We start from the raw sequence: 18302 nt of genomic DNA, 5'->3' as shown, positions 1-18302 counted from the left end.
TCCTTATGCGAAGGCGCGGGCTTCGCCGTCACCCTCAATGTTGGTCACACAGCGGCCACACAGGCTTGGGTGCGCTTCAACTGAACCCACATCTTCACGGTGATGCCAGCAGCGCTCACACTTGGCCGCGTCAGTCTTGGCAACCAGCACCTTCAGACCGGCAATCTCAGTGGCAACAGCTGACTCAGGCGCAGCATCGATTGGCAGCACCTTGGCATCCGAGGTCAACAGCACAAAGCGCAGCTCGTCACCGAGCACAGCCACCTTGGCTGCCAGTTCGGCATCAGCAAACAGGGTCACGGTTGCTTCCAGTGAGCCACCCAGCACCTTGTCGCGACGTGCCTGCTCAAGCTCTTTGTTCACTTCGTTACGAACGCTGAGCAGCAACTCCCAGTGGCTATCGGCCAGATCGCTTTCCAGGGTTACCGGCTTCAGGCCTTCGTACCATTCCTGGGTGAACACATAGGCTTCACGCTTGCCAGGCAACAGCTGCCAAATCTCATCGGCGGTAAAGCTCAGCACAGGTGCAATCCAGCGCACCATGGCTTCGGCGATGTGGAACAGTGCCGATTGACAGCTGCGACGGGCATGGCTTTCACGCTTGGCGGTGTACTGACGGTCTTTGATGATGTCCAGATAGAAACTGCCAAGTTCTACCGAGCAGAACTGCATCAGCTTATGGGTCACCATGTGGAAATTGTATTGCTCGTAAGCGGCGATGATTTCGCTCTGCACCTTGGCGGCACGGCGCACCATCCAGCGGTCCAGCGCCACCATGTCCTCTACGGCAACCATGTCGGTTTCAGGCTCGAAACCATTGAGGTTCGCCAGCAGGAAACGACCTGTGTTACGGATACGGCGATAAGAGTCGGCGGCGCGATTCAAGATTTCATCGGATACGCTCATCTCACCGCTGTAATCGGTAGCAGCTACCCACAAACGCAGGATGTCTGCGCCGAGCTTGTTGGTCACTTCCTGAGGCGCAATCACGTTGCCGATAGACTTGGACATCTTGCGGCCCTTACCGTCCACGGTAAAGCCGTGGGTCAGCACCTGCTTGTAAGGTGCCTTGGCATGCATGGCGGTAGACAGCATCAGTGATGACATAAACCAGCCGCGGTGCTGATCCGAGCCTTCCAGGTACAGATCCACGCCATGGCCCTGGAACTCAGGACGGGCAGCTACCACGGTTTCGAAGGTAGAACCTGAGTCATACCAGACGTCCAGCGTATCGGTCACTTTGCGATACTGGTCGGCTTCATCACCCAGCAGCTCGGCAGCGTCCAGATCCCACCAGGCCTGAATGCCCTGCTGCTCGATGCGGTGCGCCACGCGCTCCATCAAGGAGACAGAATCTGGGTGCAGCTCTTCGGTTTCCTTGTTAACAAACAAGGTGATAGGCACGCCCCAGGTACGCTGACGGGAGATACACCAGTCAGGACGGTTGGCTACCATGGTCTCGATGCGGCTCTGGCCCCAGTCAGGGATCCACTGGGTGTTTTTGATTTCGCCCAGTGCAGTGCTGCGCAGGCCCTGGTTATCCATAGAGATAAACCACTGCGGGGTTGCACGGAAAATGATTGGCGTTTTGTGGCGCCAGCAATGTGGATAGCTGTGACGGTAAGCCACATGGTTCAGCAGCGCGCCTTTTTCTTTCAAAAGCGCAACCACGTTGTCGTTGGCTTTAAATACATGCTGACCGGCAAAGAAAGGGGTATCGGCCTTATACACGCCGTTGTCACCCACAGGGTTGGCCACTTCCAGACCATACTTCTGACCTACCACGAAGTCGTCCTGGCCATGGCCAGGGGCGGTGTGCACCACGCCGGTACCGGCATCGGTGGTCACGTGGTCACCCAAAATCACCGGCACGTCAAAGTCGAGGAAGGGGTGAGCAAAACGCATCAGCTCAAGCTCGCTGCCTTTTACGCGGCCCAGCACTTCGAATGACTCGGCGCCAAAACGCTTCACGCAGTCTTCGTGCAGCACATCGGCCACCACAATGGCACGGGTAACCTCGTCTTTGGTGAAAGATACCAGCACATATTCAAGGTCGCCGGATACGGCCAGTGCGCGGTTGGCAGGCAGGGTCCAGGGGGTGGTGGTCCAGATGACCATGGCGATATCTTGGTCGTACTGAGCTACGCCAAATTTGGCCAGCAGCGCAGACTTATCAACCACATTGAAACCTACGTCGATGGCAGGAGATGTCTTATCTTCGTACTCCACTTCAGCTTCGGCCAGTGCTGAGCCACAGTCGGTACACCAGTGCACCGGCTTCACACCTTTTTGCAGGTGGCCGTTGGAGATAACTTTGGCCAGAGAACGCACGATGTTGGCTTCAGTGGCAAAGTCCATGGTCAGGTATGGCTTGTCCCAGTCACCCAGCACGCCCAGACGGATGAAGTCTTCGCGCTGACCATCAACCTGAGCAGCAGCATACTTGCGGCACTCTTCACGGAATTCAGCGGCAGAGATCTTCTGACCCGGTTTACCAACTTTTTGCTCTACTTTCAGCTCAATAGGCAGACCGTGGCAGTCCCAACCCGGCACATAGGGGGCATCAAAGCCCGCCATGGTCTTGGACTTGATAATGATGTCTTTGAGGATCTTGTTTACAGAGTGACCAATGTGAATGCTGCCGTTGGCGTATGGAGGGCCATCGTGCAGGATAAATGGCTTGCGACCAATGCGGCTGTCACGGATCTGCTGATACAGCTTGTCCTTGTTCCAGCGCTCAAGCATTGCGGGCTCGCGATTAGCCAGATTCCCACGCATCGGAAACTCAGTTTCCGGCAAATTCAAAGTAGATTTATAGTCGCTCATCGATCCTATACCGTTAATTGCCAAATAGTTTTAGCGTTCTTTGCTTAACCTGCATCGTCACCAAGCAGAGCCCGGGCTCTGTCGGCATCGTTCCAAATCTGTTTTTTCAGGGCGTCTAGGGATTGGAAGGGCTGCTCGTCGCGGATTTTCGCCACCAGTTCCACTTCTACCCGTTTGCCATAGAGGTCGCCTTCAAAATCAAACAGATGCACCTCAAGCTGGCACACCTGTCCATTGACTGTGGGCCTGAACCCCACATTGGCAACCCCTTCATATATATCACTGCCATCCCACCACAGCTTGACGGCGAACACGCCGCGCACCGGTACCACCTTACGCTTAAGCGCAATATTGGCGGTGGGAAAGCCAATCGTCCGGCCAATCTTTTGCCCGTGGGCCACCCGGCCACATAGGGTAAAAGGGTGGCCGAGCAAGCGCCTTGCCTGCTCCAGATTGCCCTTGGCGAGCTGCTCACGCACCGCGGTAGAACTCACCCTCAGGTCGCCCACCATAAAAGAGTGGGTATTGACCACGGCAAAACCGAAACGCTCGCCGGCTTTTTTCAGCATCTCAAAGTTACCGGCGCGGCTCTTACCGAAGCAAAAATCGTCACCGACCACCAGATACCTGACCCCGAGCTTTCGCACCAACAGGTCTTCAATAAAGTGCTCAGGATCCATCGCGGCAAACTTAGCATTGAAATTGACGCACAGCAGGCGGTCAATTCCCAGCTCGTCCAGCAGCACTATCTTATCCCGCAGCAAACTCAGGCGCGCCGGCGCATCATCACCACGGAACAGCTCCTGCGGCTGGGGCTCGAAGGTCATCAGGGTCGCGGGCAGACCAAAATGCTTGGCCCGCTCAACCAAACTGGCAATCACTTTGGCGTGCCCACGATGGACACCGTCAAAGTTGCCGATGGTTAGCACACATCCCCGATGGGCGGGCAAGATATTGTGAATTCCGCGGATTAATTCCATGTGACCTGACAACTGGCGTACGTAAATTGGCGGATTATATCTCAGCTGACGCTGAGAATCAGCCCTTGCGGGCGCGTTTCATCTGCCAGGGCTTAATCCCCAGCAGAATAAGCGACAACCCATAAACTAAAGCCCCCAGACCGATATAACCGGCAAGGGCACCGGCACGCTCGCCAATATGCCACTCGAGCCACACCGCCTGTGTGGGCAACAGATACCACAGAAGCGCCCCCATAGCGAGGGTAGACACGGCCACCTTGGCAAAAAACACCAGCGTCGACTTCGCCACTTTATATACACCGGCCTTATGCAGCCCCCGATAAAGCAGCGCAGCATTGAGCAGCGCCGACAAGGAGGTGGCAATCGCCAGTCCCACATAGCCAAAGGGCACCGCAAAGATAATGTTAAACACCATATTGCTGACCATGGCGACAATACCGTAACGCACAGGGGTTTTGGTATCCTGGCGTGAGTAATAACCGGGCGCCAATACTTTGATAAGCATGAAGTTAAGCAGGCCAGCGCCATAAGCCATCAAACTGTAAGACGCCATTTCCACATCGCTGATATCAAAGGCGCCACGCATAAAGAGCACCATCAGCATGGGTTTGGCCAGCACAATCAGCCCCAGCATGGCGGGCATACCCAGAAGCAAAATCGCCCTCACCCCCCAGTCCATGGTTTTGGCAAAGCCTTCGCCTTCATCGTTCACATGCTTTTTCGACAACGCGGGCAACACCACAGTGGCAATAGCAATACCAAAAAGTCCCAGGGGGAACTCAAGCAAACGGTCGGAGTAATAGAGCCAACTGATGGAGCCTGTCATCAGGAAGCTGGCAATAAAGGTGTCAAACAGCAGGTTAATCTGCGACACCGACACCCCGAACAGTGCCGGGATCATCAGGGTGCGGATTTTGGTCACCCCCGGGTGATGCCAGCCCCAAGAGGGCTTAACCAGGGCACGCTCGCGGTACAAAAAGGGAATTTGGAACAGAAACTGAATAAGACCGCCGGCAAACACGCCCCAGGCCAGACCGATTTCCGGCTGCTCAAGCTGCGGCGACAACCACAGGGCGAAGCCGATAATGGCGATATTCAAAAATACCGGGGTAAAGGCCGACACCGCAAAGCGGCCGCGGGTGTTGAGGATGGAGCCTGCCAGCGCGGTAAAGGTGATAAACCATAAATAAGGAAAGGTTATCTTCAGCATCAGCGCAGCAAGTTCAAACTTGGCGCCGTTTTCACCGCCTTCCAGCCAGTCAAGAAACCAACCGCCACCAAACAGCGCAGCCAATATTGGTGAGCCAATCACCCCGAAAAGGGTCACTATGGTAACCAGGCCGCCAAGGGTACCGGCCACTTTTGAGAGCAATTCACGGGTTTCTTCGCTGCTGCGCTTTTCCTGATATTCGGTCAGAACAGGCACAAATGCCTGAGCAAAAGCGCCTTCGGCGAATAATCTGCGCAAAAAATTGGGAATTTTATTGGCAAAGAAAAATACGTCGGCACTGGCTCCGGCCCCCATCAGATTGGCCACTACCATGTCGCGAACTAAACCCAACACACGGGAGATCAAGGTCATGGCACTGACTATCATCCCTGACTTCAGAAGTTTCTTGCTCAAAACGCCCCCTGGGAAGGACCGGAAAATGCGGGTGATATCTTGGAAAAAAACGCTTCCGGCTCTGTCACACGACAGTATTTGCTGGTAGAATTGCGCCACATTTTACACGAGTTGGGTTGAAGATAGCCAAGTCGGGTTGGATTAATTTGCTTTTATGGCCGATATTCAACCATTGCCATTGACAAGGTGGCAAAATACGGGCATATTCCTCGACCTTTGAAAGTATCAATCCCAAGTTTTTAGGAGTTGCACCTTGGCTAACAGCAAGACTGCAAAGAAGCGCGCGCTTCAATCTGAAAAGCGTCGTCAGCACAACGCCAGCCGTCGCTCAATGCTGCGTACCTACGTGAAGAAAGTTATCGCTGCCATCAAGGCTGGCGATCACAAAGCTGCTACCGAAGCCTTCGCCGTAGCCCAGCCTATCGTTGACCGTATGGCGACCAAAGGCCTGATCCACAAGAACAAGGCTGCCCGTCATAAGGCTCGTCTGAACGCCCGTATCAAGGCTCTGGCTGCTTAATCGCTGCCAGTAAGACGTAAAAAAACCGGCCCAGGCCGGTTTTTTTATATCTGCTCAATGGCAATATATGTTGTTGAGTAACTTGATGATCTCCTTCACCTCATCACTCTTCAATGAGTAGAACACCGTCTGAGCTTCCTTGCGGGTCGAAACCAGATTGTCTTTGCGAAGCCAGGCCAGGTGCTGCGATAACGCAGACTGACTCAGTCCCAGTTTCTTGTTCATCTCACCTACACACATCTCGCCTTCGTTCAGCAGATGGCACAGGATAAACAATCGACGTTCATTGGCCAGTGCCTTTAGCAGCACCACCGCATGATCAGCTCGCTCCTGCATCAATTCTATATTCATTACGAGCATATTCTCCTAATACAAACCCCGGGCCTAATATAGCGTTGCCTTACAGACTGCGTCGGGACACAGCCCACACTTTTTGTTAGATTGTTTTCAAAAATGGGATGTACGTAATAAAAATCGAGGAAACACATGAAAACCCTACCCATCGTTTTCGCCAGCGCACTGTTGCTGGCCGCCACAACGAGTACTTCAGCACAAGCGACAACCGATAAAAATCATGAAGTTGCTGAAACGCTTGCCCAAAAAGCCCAGGCTTCTTCACTTGGCTTTGATATTGTGGAATCTCTGACAGTTGAAGTGGGCCCCAGACTGGCCGGCAGTGCTCAGGATAAAGTGGCCGTTGACTGGGCCATGGCCAAACTCACCGGCCTGGGCTTTGATAAGGTCTATAAAGAGCCGGTGACTGTGCCGGTTTGGCACCGCGGTATCGCCAGAGCCAGCATTAAAAGCCCTTTCCCACAGCCCATGGTGGTAACCGCCCTGGGCGGCAGTATCGCCACGCCAGAGGGCGGCATCAGCGCCCCTGTCGTCCGATTTGACTCGCTTGATGCGCTGAATCAGGCGCCAGCCGACTCTATGAAAGGCAAAATTGCCTTTATTGATGCCAAAACCGAGCGCCACCGCGACGGCGCAGGTTATGGCAAAACCGCCGGTGGCCGCAGCCGCGGCGCTGTGGCAGCCTCTGAAAAAGGCGCTCTGGCCATTATTATCCGATCCATCGGCACCGACCACGACCGCATGGCCCATACCGGCATGATGCGTTACAAGGATGGAGTTGAGCCCATTCCGGCCGCAGCCATCTCCAATCCCGATGCGGATTTAATAAACGCCATGCTAAAGCGCGACCCAAGCGTCGTGGTATCACTTGAGTTGGGTTCAGAGCGCCGCGGCGAAGCCACCTCCTACAACGTGATTGCCGAAGTCAGCGGCAGCAGCAAAGCCGAAGAGATTGTGTTGATTGGCGCGCACCTCGACTCCTGGGATGAAGGCACAGGCGCCATTGATGACGGCGCCGGTGTTGCCATTGTGACAGCCGCAGCCAAGCATATTCTCGACCTGTCACAAAAACCTGCGCGCACCATTCGGGTGGTGCTTTACGCAGCGGAAGAAGTGGGCCTGGTGGGCGGTAAGGCCTATGCCAGCGCCCATGAGGCTGAGCTTGCCAAGCATTACATTGCAGCCGAGTCTGATTTTGGCGCAGGACGTATCTATCAGATTGACTGGCGGGTTTCCGATAGCGCTCATCAGAGCATGGTGGCTGCCATGGCTGTCTCGGAAACGCTTGGTGTCGTGGCCGGCAACAACAAGGCCTCAGGTGGCCCGGATGTGTCTATGCTGCCTGCCCTTGGGGTACCGGTGGCGTCACTCAGACAGGATGGCAGCGATTATTTCGACTATCACCACACCCCCAACGATACCCTGGACAAGATTGACCCAGAGGCGTTGGCGCAAAACGTGGCTGTCTATGCCCAGTTCGCCTGGATGATGGCAAACAGCGATGTGGCGTTGCGCCCCTTACCTGCCAAGGAATAACTCCTGTTATCCCATAAAAAAACGCGGCCGATGGCCGCGTTTTTTATTACTTAACTCTAATCCCCATTACTTAACTCTATTCCCACTTTCGGCTGTTTTAGCGCTCTTCCCGCAAAAACACCGGCTGCAGCGGTTTTGACTGCTCGGGGCTGTAGTAGTAACCGTCATAATTGAAGTCCTGCAGCGCTTCAATGCTGGTTGGCCGGGTTGCCAGAATAAAGCGGGTCATTAGTCCCCTCGCCTTCTTGGCGTAGAAACTGATGATCTTGTACTGGCCATTCTTGGCATCTTTAAATACCGGGCTGACCACAGTGCCCTTAATATTTTTGGCAGACACCGCTTTAAAGTACTCATTGGACGCGAGATTCACCAGAATATCATCGCCCTGGGCCGCCAGTGCTTCGTTGAGTTTGTCGGTAATAATGGAGCCCCAGAACTCGTACAGGTTCTTGCCACGACCATTGGCGAGGCCAGTGCCCATCTCGAGCCGGTAGGCCTGCATCAAATCCAGCGGCTTAAGCAGCCCATAAAGGCCTGATAACATCCGCAGGTGGGACTGAGCATAACCAAGCTCGTCCGCGCTCAGGGTGTCGGCATCCAGGCCGGTATACACGTCGCCACGAAAGGCAAACAACGCCTGCTTGGCATTTTCCAACGTAAATTCAGGGGACCAGCTGGCGAAGCGCGCGGCATTGAGTCCGGCAATTTTGTCACTGACCGACATCAGGGAGGCAATATCCGCAGGAGTGAGGGCGCGGCAGACGTCGATAAGCTCACGGCTGTGCTCAGCCAACTCCGGCAGAGTGAACTCGCCCGTTGGGGCAGGATTTTCATAATCCAATGTTTTGGCGGGGGAAATAACAACCAGCATAGGTATCTCAGTCTCCTCTTGTCTGCGGTTATGATACCCAAGCGACATAAAAAAACCACGCTGGAGCAGCGTGGTTTTTTCAGATTAAGCTAATCGACTCAGCTTTCGCTTGTCTCAGCGCGGTCCTCGCGTGGCCAGATGTCGGTTTCAACCTGGCCATCAAGCTCAGGGAACTTACTGCGGTCGAATACCGGCATATCACCGTTTTTCAGCTGGTCACGGTAATCGTTGATCACCCGAATAGCCAAACCGGAAAGCAGTACCAGCGCGACGATATTCACAATCGCCATCAAGCCCATGGACACGTCGGCCAGATCCCACACCAGACCAATCTTGGCCATGGCACCGAACATCACCATACCAAGCACCGCCAGGCGGAAAACAGGCAGCGCGTTTTTACGGTTGCCGGACAGGAACATCACATTGGTTTCGGCGTAAGAATAGTTGGCGATGATAGAGGTAAAGCAGAACAGCAAAATCGCAAACGCGATAAAGGCGCCGCCCCAGTCACCTACATGGCTGGTTAAGGCATCGATGGTCAGTTTAATGCCATCGCTTTCGCCGCCCATATCACCGGCCAGCAAAATAATGGCCGCGGTGGCAGTACAGATCACCAGGGTGTCCACAAACACGCCCATCATCTGCACAAACCCCTGCGACGCTGGGTGATTTGGGTTAGGTGATGCACTGGCGGCCACGTTGGCGGCGCTACCCATACCGGCTTCGTTGGAGAAAAGACCGCGGGCGATACCGGCCTGCATGGCCTGAGCCACACTGTAAGCCACACCACCGGCAACCGCTTCCTGCCAGCCAAAGGCGCTCTTGATGATCAGCATGAACACATCCGGCAGCTTTTCAAGGTTGAAGAACACCACCACTGAAGCAATCAGCAGGTAGGCCAGCGCCATAAAAGGCACCACGATTTCAGAAACCTTGGCCACCTTGCGCAGGCCGCCCATGATCACAAAGCCACTGGCTATCACAATGGCAATGCCCACATACATAGGGTCAAAGCCGAATACCCGCTCCATGGCACCTGTGATGGTGTTGGCCTGTACGGCATTGAATACCAAACCAAAGGCAAGAATAAGGAACAGTGAGAACAGCACGCCCATCCAGCGCTGGCCCAAGCCCTTTTCCATATAATAAGCAGGACCACCGCGGAACTGACCGTCTTCATCTTTTACTTTGTAGATTTGCGCCAGGGTCGACTCAATCATGGCCGTGGCCATACCGAGCACCGCAATGGCCCACATCCAGAACACAGCGCCGGGGCCAGCCATACCGATGGCCACCGCCACACCGGCCATATTACCTGCACCCACCCGGGCCGCCATGCTGGTACAAAATACCTGAAATGATGACAAACCATCGTCGCCACCCTGGCGGCTGATGGTCATGACTTTAATACCGTGCTTGAAATGGGTCAGCTGAATAAAGGCGAGGCGAACCGTAAAGTAGAGCCCTGCACCTACCAGTCCGTAGACCAGCAGTTTTCCCCACAGCAGGGCATTCAGAAAATTGACAATAGTTTCTAACATAATGAGTACTTCTTTCCTTCTGCAACAGCCCGGAGATCCGTTCTTGGGCTGCTGTTGCGACTGATCTAAGCAAGATCATGATTAGCTGTAATTTTTATATCATTTTATCCTTTCCGTGCCTAAGTTTCAGCACGGTTACAGCTATGAGGCGCCCAACGGACGCGGCAAATTAGCACAGTATTTCAAAAAAACCGCGTGATCAAGCTCACAGTTGCGCATTTATACGACATGCGCATCACGCAACAAAAACAGAGATAAGATACTGTTAAAACTCGATTAACAATCGAATCACGACTATTTAAAGGGAGAAAGTCAGTGAATCTAACTTTGGAAAATTGGAGGTTGGGCACATTTTTGTAAAAAAATTACAAATATAGTAGCACCCAAGAAACACTTCCAATTAACCATTTTAAGCATCGAGAGGCTTATTATGACTCAACCGCACGAGATTAGCGCACTGAAGAAATTTGTGCGTGCCACCAACTTCCTGGCCACGTCGCAGATTTATCTCAAGCAGAATGTGTTGCACAAGCGGCCACTGGCCCATGGAGACATCAAACCCAGACTCCTCGGCCACTGGGGCACCTGTCCCGGCATCAACTTCGTCTATGCCAACGTCAACCGTCTCATCGTAAAACACAAGCGTCCTTTCCTTTATCTCGTCGGCCCAGGCCATGGTTTCCCAGCTGTACAGGCTAACCTTTTCATCGAAGGCTCACTGAGCCACTTCTATCCAGAAACCATCCCTTATAACGAAACCGGCATCGAAGATATCTGTAAGAAATTTTCAGCCGCATATGGTTATCCTTCACATGCCAACCCTGAAGCTCCAGGTCAAATCCTTGAAGGTGGTGAGCTGGGTTACTCCCTGTCTGTCGGTTTTGGCGCTGTATTGGATAACCCAGATCTGATTGCCACCGTGCTTGTGGGTGACGGTGAAGCAGAAACCGGTCCTCTGGCGGCGTCCTGGTATGCCAACCGTCTGATTAACCCGGCAACCTGTGGTGCCGTGCTGCCTATCGTGCACATTAACGGTTACAAGATCTCAGGTCCTACCCGCATGGGCCGCATGAGTCACGAAGAGCTGGACCTTGAGTTCCGTGGTCTGGGTTACCACCCAATTATTGTGGATGACCAGCAGGACGAAGATGTCTATGTGCAGATGACCAACGCCATGGACCTTGCCTACGACATGATTAACGACATCCAAACCCGCGCCCGCAGCGGTGAAGATGTGTGCAAGCCTCGCTGGCCTGTGATCCTGATGCGTACCGCCAAAGGCTGGACCGGAGTGTCAGAAGACAACGGTAAGAAGCTCGAAGGTAACTGTGAGTCGCACCAGGTTATTGTGAACAAGTGCGCCAGCGACAAGAAACACCTGGAAGCACTGGACAACTGGCTGGCAAGCTACGGCTTTGCTGATCTGTATAAAATCAACGACCAGGGCGTACTGGAATTCGATGCTGAAATCGCCAGCCTTATCCCACCAAAAGAACTGACCATCGGTCGTCAGCGTCTGTCTTACGGCGGTGAAGTGGTTCGTGCGCTGTCCAACCCGGATCTGACCAAGCTTGCCTATGGTCCTGAAGTACCACGCGGCCACCGCGGCTACTCCATGAACAAGATGGGTGAGTGGATGCGTGAAGCCTTCAAGCTGAACCGCGATCAGCGCAATCTGCGCATTTTCAGCCCGGACGAAACTTATTCCAACCAGCTGCAAGCGGTATTTGAAGAAACCGACCGCGCCTGGCAGTGGCCTATTGAGAGCTGGGATCAGGACATGGCTCGTGACGGTCGCGTACTGGAGCTGCTGTCAGAAAACCTGCTGTTTGGCATGATGCACGGTTACACAGTGACCGGCCGCCACGGTATGTTCCCAACCTACGAGGCCTTCTCTCAGGTTGTGTCCTCCATGGCTGACCAATACTGTAAGTACGTCTACGCAAGCCAGGGCGTGCATTTCCGTAAGCCGCTGCCATCTTGCAACGTGGTGCTGTCTTCACTGCTGGAGCGTCAGGATCACAACGGTTACTCACACCAGAACCCAAGCTTCCTCGGCGCCATGCTGGAAAAACACCCTGAGATTATCTCAGCGTACCTGCCAGCCGATGCCAACAGCACCCTGGTGTACACCGAACGTGCCTACGCTGACCGCGATAAGCTGAACATTATTGTAGCCGGTAAGAAAGAGCTGCCTCAGTGGCTGACTCTGGATGAAGCCCGCCGCCAGGCCAAAGATGGTCTGATGATTTGGGACTTTGCCTCAGATGAAGATCCGGATGTGGTTCTGGCCGGTTGCGGTGACTATGCGACTCAGGAATGTATGGCCTCTTTGGTTCTTATCCGCGAATTGCTGCCACGGGTACGAGTGCGCTTTGTGAGTGTGTCCGAGCTTAACTCCAATGGTCTGGGCAGCCGCAAGTTCCAGCAGAAGCCCTGGATGATGGATGAAGTCTTTACCAAAGATAAAGGCGTGGTGTTCAACTATCACGGCTATCCAAACACCATCAAGAAGCTGGTATTCGATTACAAGGGCAGCCACAGATTCCGCATCAAAGGCTACGAAGAGGAAGGTTCAACCACCACCCCGTTCGACATGGGCGTGCGTAACGGTACCTCCCGCTACCACCTGGTGATCGACATGGCTTACAAATTGTTCCAGCAAGGTGTGATTGATGAGACCCAACACGTGGCCATCACCACCGATATGCTGCAACGTTTGGTTGACCACAAAAACTATATTAAAGCCAATGGGGTAGACCCGATTCATATTGAAAATTGGGTATGGACTCGCTAATACAGTTAAAAAGATTATAAAACTGTGATCTGGAAGGCACTCAAATGGAGTGCCTTTCGTTTTTTTCCACTAAAAGAATGATGTACTGTAGAAATTCAGATATTTAGAATAGATAATATGTGCGGCTTGCTAGAAAAGAAAGGGATCACCACGCTAAGTGCAAGCTATGCTTTTTGAGCATTATGGTGGACATCATTAAACAATGGACTTGGAGAAATATGATGAAAAACTCATTGAAAGTTGCACTGCTCGCATCTGTACTGCCATTCGGTGTAATGGCATCTGATGAAGGCATGAGCCCTTGGTACGTGGGTGGCGGCGTAGGCGTTAACAACTACGAGCCTAACTGCGACCAAAAGACTATGATGACTTGTGGCGAAGACAGCCCTTATGCATGGGACGTATTCGCAGGTTATCTGTTCAATGACTACTTCGGTGTAGAGCTGGGTTACCGTGACCTGGGCCGCGCCGAGTGGACCGACTATTCTAACGCCCTGAACGACGTGGGCGCCAAGGGTACCACCCTGGGTCTGGTTGCCTTCTGGCCTTTCGCTAACAAGTGGAGCCTCTCTGCTGAAGCCGGTGCCATGAACTACCTGATCTATAACAACAAGCAGTGGGGTTCTGAATACTACAGCGACAGCGGTATTGCACCGTTTGTTGGTGCTGGTATCGGCTATAACTTCACCGACAACCTGAAGCTTTCTGCCAAGTATCGTCGTTATGAAAACCTCGACGAAGAAAAGTGGAACACCCTGGAAATGGAAAGCAACTACTGGGGTCTGGAGCTGAGCTACCGTTTCGGCAGCAAGGCTGCACCTGTGGTTGTCGCTCCTGTTGTTGTACCAGTTGACTCTGACAACGATGGCGTAAACGACGATCTGGACAAGTGCCCTGCCACGCCTTCTACTCACAAAGTAGACAGCTATGGCTGCACCATGTACACCGACGACGTGACTACCCACACTCTGGGCTCACTGCGCTTTGCCAACAACTCTTCTGTAATCCACTCTTCTTCTTACGATTCAGTTGAGAAGCTGGCTGGCTACATGAACCAGCACCCAGGTTCTACCGTAGAGATCGGTGGCCACGCCTCTAACGTAGGTAACCCAGACTACAACATGAAGCTGTCTGAGAAGCGCGCCAACGCCGCTGCCAAACTGCTGGTTGAAAAGTATGGCATCAGCGCTGACCGCGTAACTGCCAAGGGTTACGGTATCACCCGTCCAGTTATGGAAGGCAACACTGCCGAAGCTCACGCAGCCAACCGCCGCGTAGAAGCTGTTGTAACTGGTTCTGAGAAGGTACCTGTACTCAAGTAATCCTTGAGTAAGCCTTAAAAAGCCACTGCCCTGCAGTGGCTTTTTTCATTACCGCAACAGCGATACCAACCCAAGGCCGCCGCTTTTGGGAACTTTAAGTCGTTTTTGTAATTTTTTTTCATAGCGCGGTTGGAAAAAAGTGCAAAATCGCTTCTAATATTGTGTCTAGAACTCCGGCGCTCCGGCGGCTTTTCGAAAAGGACAAGATCCATGGCCAATACCTTAGAGCAACTCAAATCCTTTACCACCATTGTGGCCGATACCGGCGATATCGAGGCAATCAAGCGATCGCAGCCTGAAGATGCCACCACCAACCCATCGCTGATTTTGAAAGCGGCGCAAATTCCAGAATATGCAGGTCTTATCGACAACGCCATCGCCTGGGCCAAGACCCAAAGCGACAACCTGGAAACCCAGATTGAAGACGCCGCCGACAAACTGGCCGTAAACATCGGCCTGGAAATCCTTAAACTGGTGCCTGGCCGCATCTCCACCGAAGTGGATGCCCGCCTGTCTTTCGATAAAGCCGGTTCCATCGCCAAGGCCCATAAGCTTATCCGCCTGTATCAGGAAGCCGGTATCGACAAGAGCCGCATTCTGATCAAACTGGCTTCTACCTGGGAAGGCATCTGCGCCGCCAAAGAACTGGAAGCGGAAGGCATCAACTGTAACCTCACGCTGCTGTTTAGCTTTGCCCAGGCCCGCGCCTGTGCTGAAGCCGGGGTATTCCTGATTTCACCTTTCGTAGGCCGCATTCTCGACTGGTACAAGAAGTCTACCGGCAAAGATTACAGCGCCAGCGAAGACCCAGGCGTAGTGTCAGTTACTGACATCTACAACTACTACAAGCGTCACGGCTACAAGACTGTGGTGATGGGCGCAAGCTTCCGCAATACAGGCGAAATCATTGAGTTGGCGGGTTGTGATCGTTTGACCATAGGTCCATCGCTGCTCGAAGAAATGGCCACCAGCAACACCCCCGTGGTGCGTAAGCTGACCCCAGCAACCGAAACCATCGCCCCAGGTCCTGTGATGAGCGAAGCCGAGTTCCGTTGGGAGATGAACCAGGACGCCATGGCCGTTGAAAAACTGGCCGAAGGGATCCGTAATTTCGCAGTCGATCAAGGCAAACTGGAAGAAATGCTCAAGGCCAAACTGGCCTGATAACGCGGGGAAGCAACGAATGAGTCGAGTTACCAACACTCCTGAGTGGCAGAAACTGAAGGAATATTCCAACAATCTGCCCCATATGCGTGAACTTTTTGCGACTGACAGCGCACGTTTCAACAAAATGTCACTGAAAGCCTGTGGCCTGTTTTTGGATTACTCCAAAAACCGTGTGAATGAAGCCGTGCTCAGTGCCCTGTTTGGTCTGGCGCAGCAGGCTCAACTGCCAGCGCGAATTAAGGCCATGTTCGCCGGTGACATTATTAACACCACTGAAAAGCGCGCCGTATTGCACACTGCGCTGCGTGCCCCCAAGGGCGCTGTGGTGGAAGTGGATGGCGTTAATGTGGTGCCTGAAGTTCATGCAACCCTGGATAAAATCGAATCCTTCGTTGCTTCTATTACCTCTGGCGAGTGGCGCGGTTACACCGGCAAAGCCATCACTGATATCGTCAGCATAGGTATCGGCGGCTCCTTCCTCGGTCCTAAAATCGCGACTCAGGCGCTGCGTCCATACTGGACCGGTAAGCTGAACTGCCATTTTGTGGCCAACGTCGATGCCACCTCGCTGGTTGAGAAGCTCAAGCTGGTTGACCCGGAAACCACCCTGTTTCTGATGTCGTCCAAATCATTTGGTACCCAGGAAACCCTGACCAACACCCTGAGCGCCCGCGACTGGTTCCTGCAAAGCGGTGCAACTCAGGCGGATGTAGCCAAGCACTTTGCCGCAGTCACCTCCAACGTGGCCAAGGCAACCGAATTTGGTATCGATGAAGCCAATATCTTCCCGATGTGGGACTGGGTCGGCGGTCGTTACTCACTCTGGTCTGCCATCGGTTTGCCGATTGCGCTGATGGTTGGCATGGACAATTACCGCGCCCTGCTGGCCGGTGCCCGCGAGATGGATGAGCATTTCACCTCTGCACCACTGGCTGAAAATATGCCGGTTATCATGGGGATGCTGTCTGTTTGGTATGGCAACTTCTTCAATGCCCAATCCCACGTGGTACTGACCTACGATCACTACCTGCGCGGCCTGCCGGCATATTTCCAGCAGCTTGACATGGAAAGTAACGGCAAGTCCGTCATGCTAGAAGGCGAAACGGTCGACTTCAGCACCGGCCCCGTGATCTGGGGCGGCGAAGGCACCAACGGCCAGCACGCTTATCACCAGTTGCTGCACCAGGGCACAGCTCTGATCCCGGCCGATTTTATTATGCCGCTGCAAAGCCATAATCCGCTGGGTGAACACCACGCCCAGCTGGCGTCCAACTGCTTTGGCCAGACCCAGGCACTGATGCAGGGCCGTACCTTCGAAGAAGCCTTGGCGGAACTCGCCTCCAGCAAGCTTGCTGAAGAAGAGAAAACCCTTATTGCCCGCCACAAGGTGATGGACGGCAACAAGCCCAGCAACACCCTGCTGATGGATAAACTGACACCGGCAACACTGGGCGCCCTGATTGCGCTTTATGAGCACAGAACCTTTGTGCAAGGCGTTATTTGGGACATCAACTCCTTCGACCAATGGGGCGTGGAACTTGGCAAGACGCTGGGCAATGACGTGCTGGCCAGACTCGGCGCCGACAAGGCAGCCACCGAACTGGATTCATCCAGTAACGCCCTGATCAACCTGTTCCGCCAAGGACATATCTAAGTCCTTCTTCTGTATACAGAACCTAAAAAGCCGGCCTAGCCGGCTTTTTATTTATCAAGCGATATCAATTGATTAGTCTCAAACCGTACGAATTCACCCAAACGTCATACCTCCTTAACACACCTGAAACATTCTTCTTGCACCCTATTTGCGATGTGTGGTATTTAGTTGCTGAGAAAACATACAACAACAGGAGGTTGCCATGGATCGTTTAGATTATGGTAGTGCGCTAGATGAAGTCGTAGAAAGACCAGGTCGCTCCAAGGGCTCCAACAAGAAACGTAAATGGAGGGAAATCGAAGCGCTGAAGGATAAGCATCGCCTGCTGAAGGAATTGCAGGATATCGATTCCAACTTTGATTACGATGTCGACAGCCTCCTGGCATAAATCGCATTCAAAAAAAGAGCGCCTCAGGCGCTCTTTTTTAATGTCTGTTGGATCAGCAACAGAACTAGAACTCAACTGTTTAGTCGGACTGTGACAGGTAGTTTTTCAGCTCATCAAACAGCTGGTTATCGTTGTCGCTGAATAGCGGGTCTTCCACCAGCTTAATAAGACAACGCTCGTTGATTTGATGCCAGTCTTCGTCGGTCAGTTGCCGCGACAATAACGGAAACATTTCCCGTTCTTCAAACAGCATGTGCTCTTCCTGGCTTCGAACATAGCCAGACAGATCGTCAATCAGCTTCTCTTTGGCCACCACCACGTCACATAAAATAAGATTCAAGGTACCCATCAGGGCTGCCGAAGACTCCACCAGAGCCTGGTGTTCTTTACTTAAGCGGTCGAGCCTGGGTACCGACGGGTACTTTTGCAGGCAATAGTCGTAAATCACGTCTTCAAGGGGGTGATGGCTATGCTCGGCATAGCTTTGCATGTACTCCACGATGTCACGCACCAGGTTGAAATTAACGCTGTCCCCGTTTTCCAACATAGCGCGTTTCTTATTGAGGATCTTAAGCAAAATAGCGATATGCTTGTGATCTCTCATCAGTCGGTTGAGCATAGGTCGTCCCCCGTGCCAATGTCTGTTTCTCTAATACATAGTAGTCAACTGCCTGAACCTTAACCACTATAGCAAAGGCACCCAAAACCCCAATGTGATTGCG

Annotated in this window: 14 protein-coding genes; 7 read left to right on the top strand and 7 right to left on the bottom strand. The window is 53.1% G+C overall.

Going from position 1 to position 18302, the window contains the following annotated elements:
* Window positions 1-3: 3 nt before the first annotated feature.
* From ileS to murJ, 3 genes are read right to left on the bottom strand one after another with little or no spacing between them, the layout of a single operon-like run.
* Window positions 4-2826 carry an isoleucine--tRNA ligase gene (gene ileS, locus STH12_RS02230; protein WP_126166054.1) on the bottom strand — a complete coding sequence of 941 codons (2823 nt, stop codon included), beginning with the start codon at window positions 2824-2826 and terminating at the stop codon, window positions 4-6.
* A 44-nt stretch (window positions 2827-2870) separates the two neighbouring features.
* Complete coding sequence (gene ribF, locus STH12_RS02225) at window positions 2871-3806, bottom strand: bifunctional riboflavin kinase/FAD synthetase (protein ID WP_126166053.1); 936 nt, start codon at window positions 3804-3806, stop codon at window positions 2871-2873.
* 58 nt (window positions 3807-3864) lie between these two features.
* Window positions 3865-5430, bottom strand: coding sequence for a murein biosynthesis integral membrane protein MurJ (gene murJ / locus STH12_RS02220; protein WP_126166052.1), 1566 nt, complete (start codon window positions 5428-5430; stop codon window positions 3865-3867).
* Window positions 5431-5683: 253 nt separating this feature from the next.
* On the opposite strand from murJ, the gene rpsT reads away from it, so the two are divergent.
* The gene (rpsT, locus tag STH12_RS02215) at window positions 5684-5950 is read left to right on the top strand and encodes a 30S ribosomal protein S20 (RefSeq protein ID WP_126166051.1); all 267 of its coding nucleotides are present in this window, start codon (window positions 5684-5686) and stop codon (window positions 5948-5950) included.
* Between the two features lie 54 nt (window positions 5951-6004).
* Here the strand turns inward: rpsT and STH12_RS02210 are convergent, their stop codons facing one another.
* Window positions 6005-6301: an ArsR/SmtB family transcription factor gene (locus tag STH12_RS02210; protein WP_126166050.1), complete on the bottom strand. Its 297-nt coding sequence runs from the start codon at window positions 6299-6301 to the stop codon at window positions 6005-6007.
* 135 nt (window positions 6302-6436) lie between these two features.
* Here STH12_RS02210 and STH12_RS02205 point away from each other — a divergent pair, with 135 nt between their 5' ends.
* The gene (locus tag STH12_RS02205; RefSeq protein WP_126166049.1) at window positions 6437-7840 is read left to right on the top strand and encodes a M20/M25/M40 family metallo-hydrolase; all 1404 of its coding nucleotides are present in this window, start codon (window positions 6437-6439) and stop codon (window positions 7838-7840) included.
* 97 nt (window positions 7841-7937) lie between these two features.
* On the opposite strand, the gene yaaA is transcribed toward STH12_RS02205, so the two are convergent.
* Window positions 7938-8711, bottom strand: coding sequence for a peroxide stress protein YaaA (gene yaaA, locus STH12_RS02200; protein WP_126166048.1), 774 nt, complete (start codon window positions 8709-8711; stop codon window positions 7938-7940).
* A gap of 98 nt (window positions 8712-8809) precedes the next feature.
* A complete protein-coding gene (locus STH12_RS02195) occupies window positions 8810-10252 on the bottom strand; it encodes an alanine/glycine:cation symporter family protein (RefSeq protein ID WP_126166047.1) in 1443 nt (480 codons plus the stop codon).
* A gap of 430 nt (window positions 10253-10682) precedes the next feature.
* Between STH12_RS02195 and STH12_RS02190 the strand changes: the two genes are divergently transcribed.
* The 5 genes from STH12_RS02190 to STH12_RS02170 all read left to right on the top strand — a co-directional run bounded on the left by STH12_RS02190 (window position 10683) and on the right by STH12_RS02170 (window position 17580).
* A complete protein-coding gene (locus tag STH12_RS02190) occupies window positions 10683-13049 on the top strand; it encodes a phosphoketolase family protein (protein WP_126166046.1) in 2367 nt (788 codons plus the stop codon).
* 218 nt (window positions 13050-13267) lie between these two features.
* Window positions 13268-14371, top strand: coding sequence for an OmpA family protein (locus STH12_RS02185; protein WP_126166045.1), 1104 nt, complete (start codon window positions 13268-13270; stop codon window positions 14369-14371).
* Between the two features lie 210 nt (window positions 14372-14581).
* Window positions 14582-15535 carry a transaldolase gene (gene tal / locus STH12_RS02180; RefSeq protein WP_126166044.1) on the top strand — a complete coding sequence of 318 codons (954 nt, stop codon included), beginning with the start codon at window positions 14582-14584 and terminating at the stop codon, window positions 15533-15535.
* A 19-nt stretch (window positions 15536-15554) separates the two neighbouring features.
* Window positions 15555-17192, top strand: a complete 1638-nt coding sequence (gene pgi / locus STH12_RS02175; protein ID WP_126166043.1) for a glucose-6-phosphate isomerase — start codon at window positions 15555-15557, stop codon at window positions 17190-17192.
* A gap of 202 nt (window positions 17193-17394) precedes the next feature.
* Entirely contained in the window at window positions 17395-17580 is a 186-nt protein-coding gene (locus STH12_RS02170; protein ID WP_126166042.1) for a DUF3545 family protein, read from the top strand.
* 79 nt (window positions 17581-17659) lie between these two features.
* Here STH12_RS02170 and STH12_RS02165 read toward each other — a convergent pair whose 3' ends face one another.
* Window positions 17660-18199 carry a hemerythrin domain-containing protein gene (locus STH12_RS02165; RefSeq protein WP_126166041.1) on the bottom strand — a complete coding sequence of 180 codons (540 nt, stop codon included), beginning with the start codon at window positions 18197-18199 and terminating at the stop codon, window positions 17660-17662.
* Window positions 18200-18302: the final 103 nt, after the last annotated feature.

The sequence above is a fragment of the Shewanella khirikhana genome (assembly GCF_003957745.1).
GTDB classification, from domain to species: Bacteria; Pseudomonadota; Gammaproteobacteria; order Enterobacterales; family Shewanellaceae; genus Shewanella; species Shewanella khirikhana.
The sequence above is the reverse complement of the archived record's forward strand: the minus strand, read 5'-3'. Positions and strand labels throughout refer to the sequence as shown.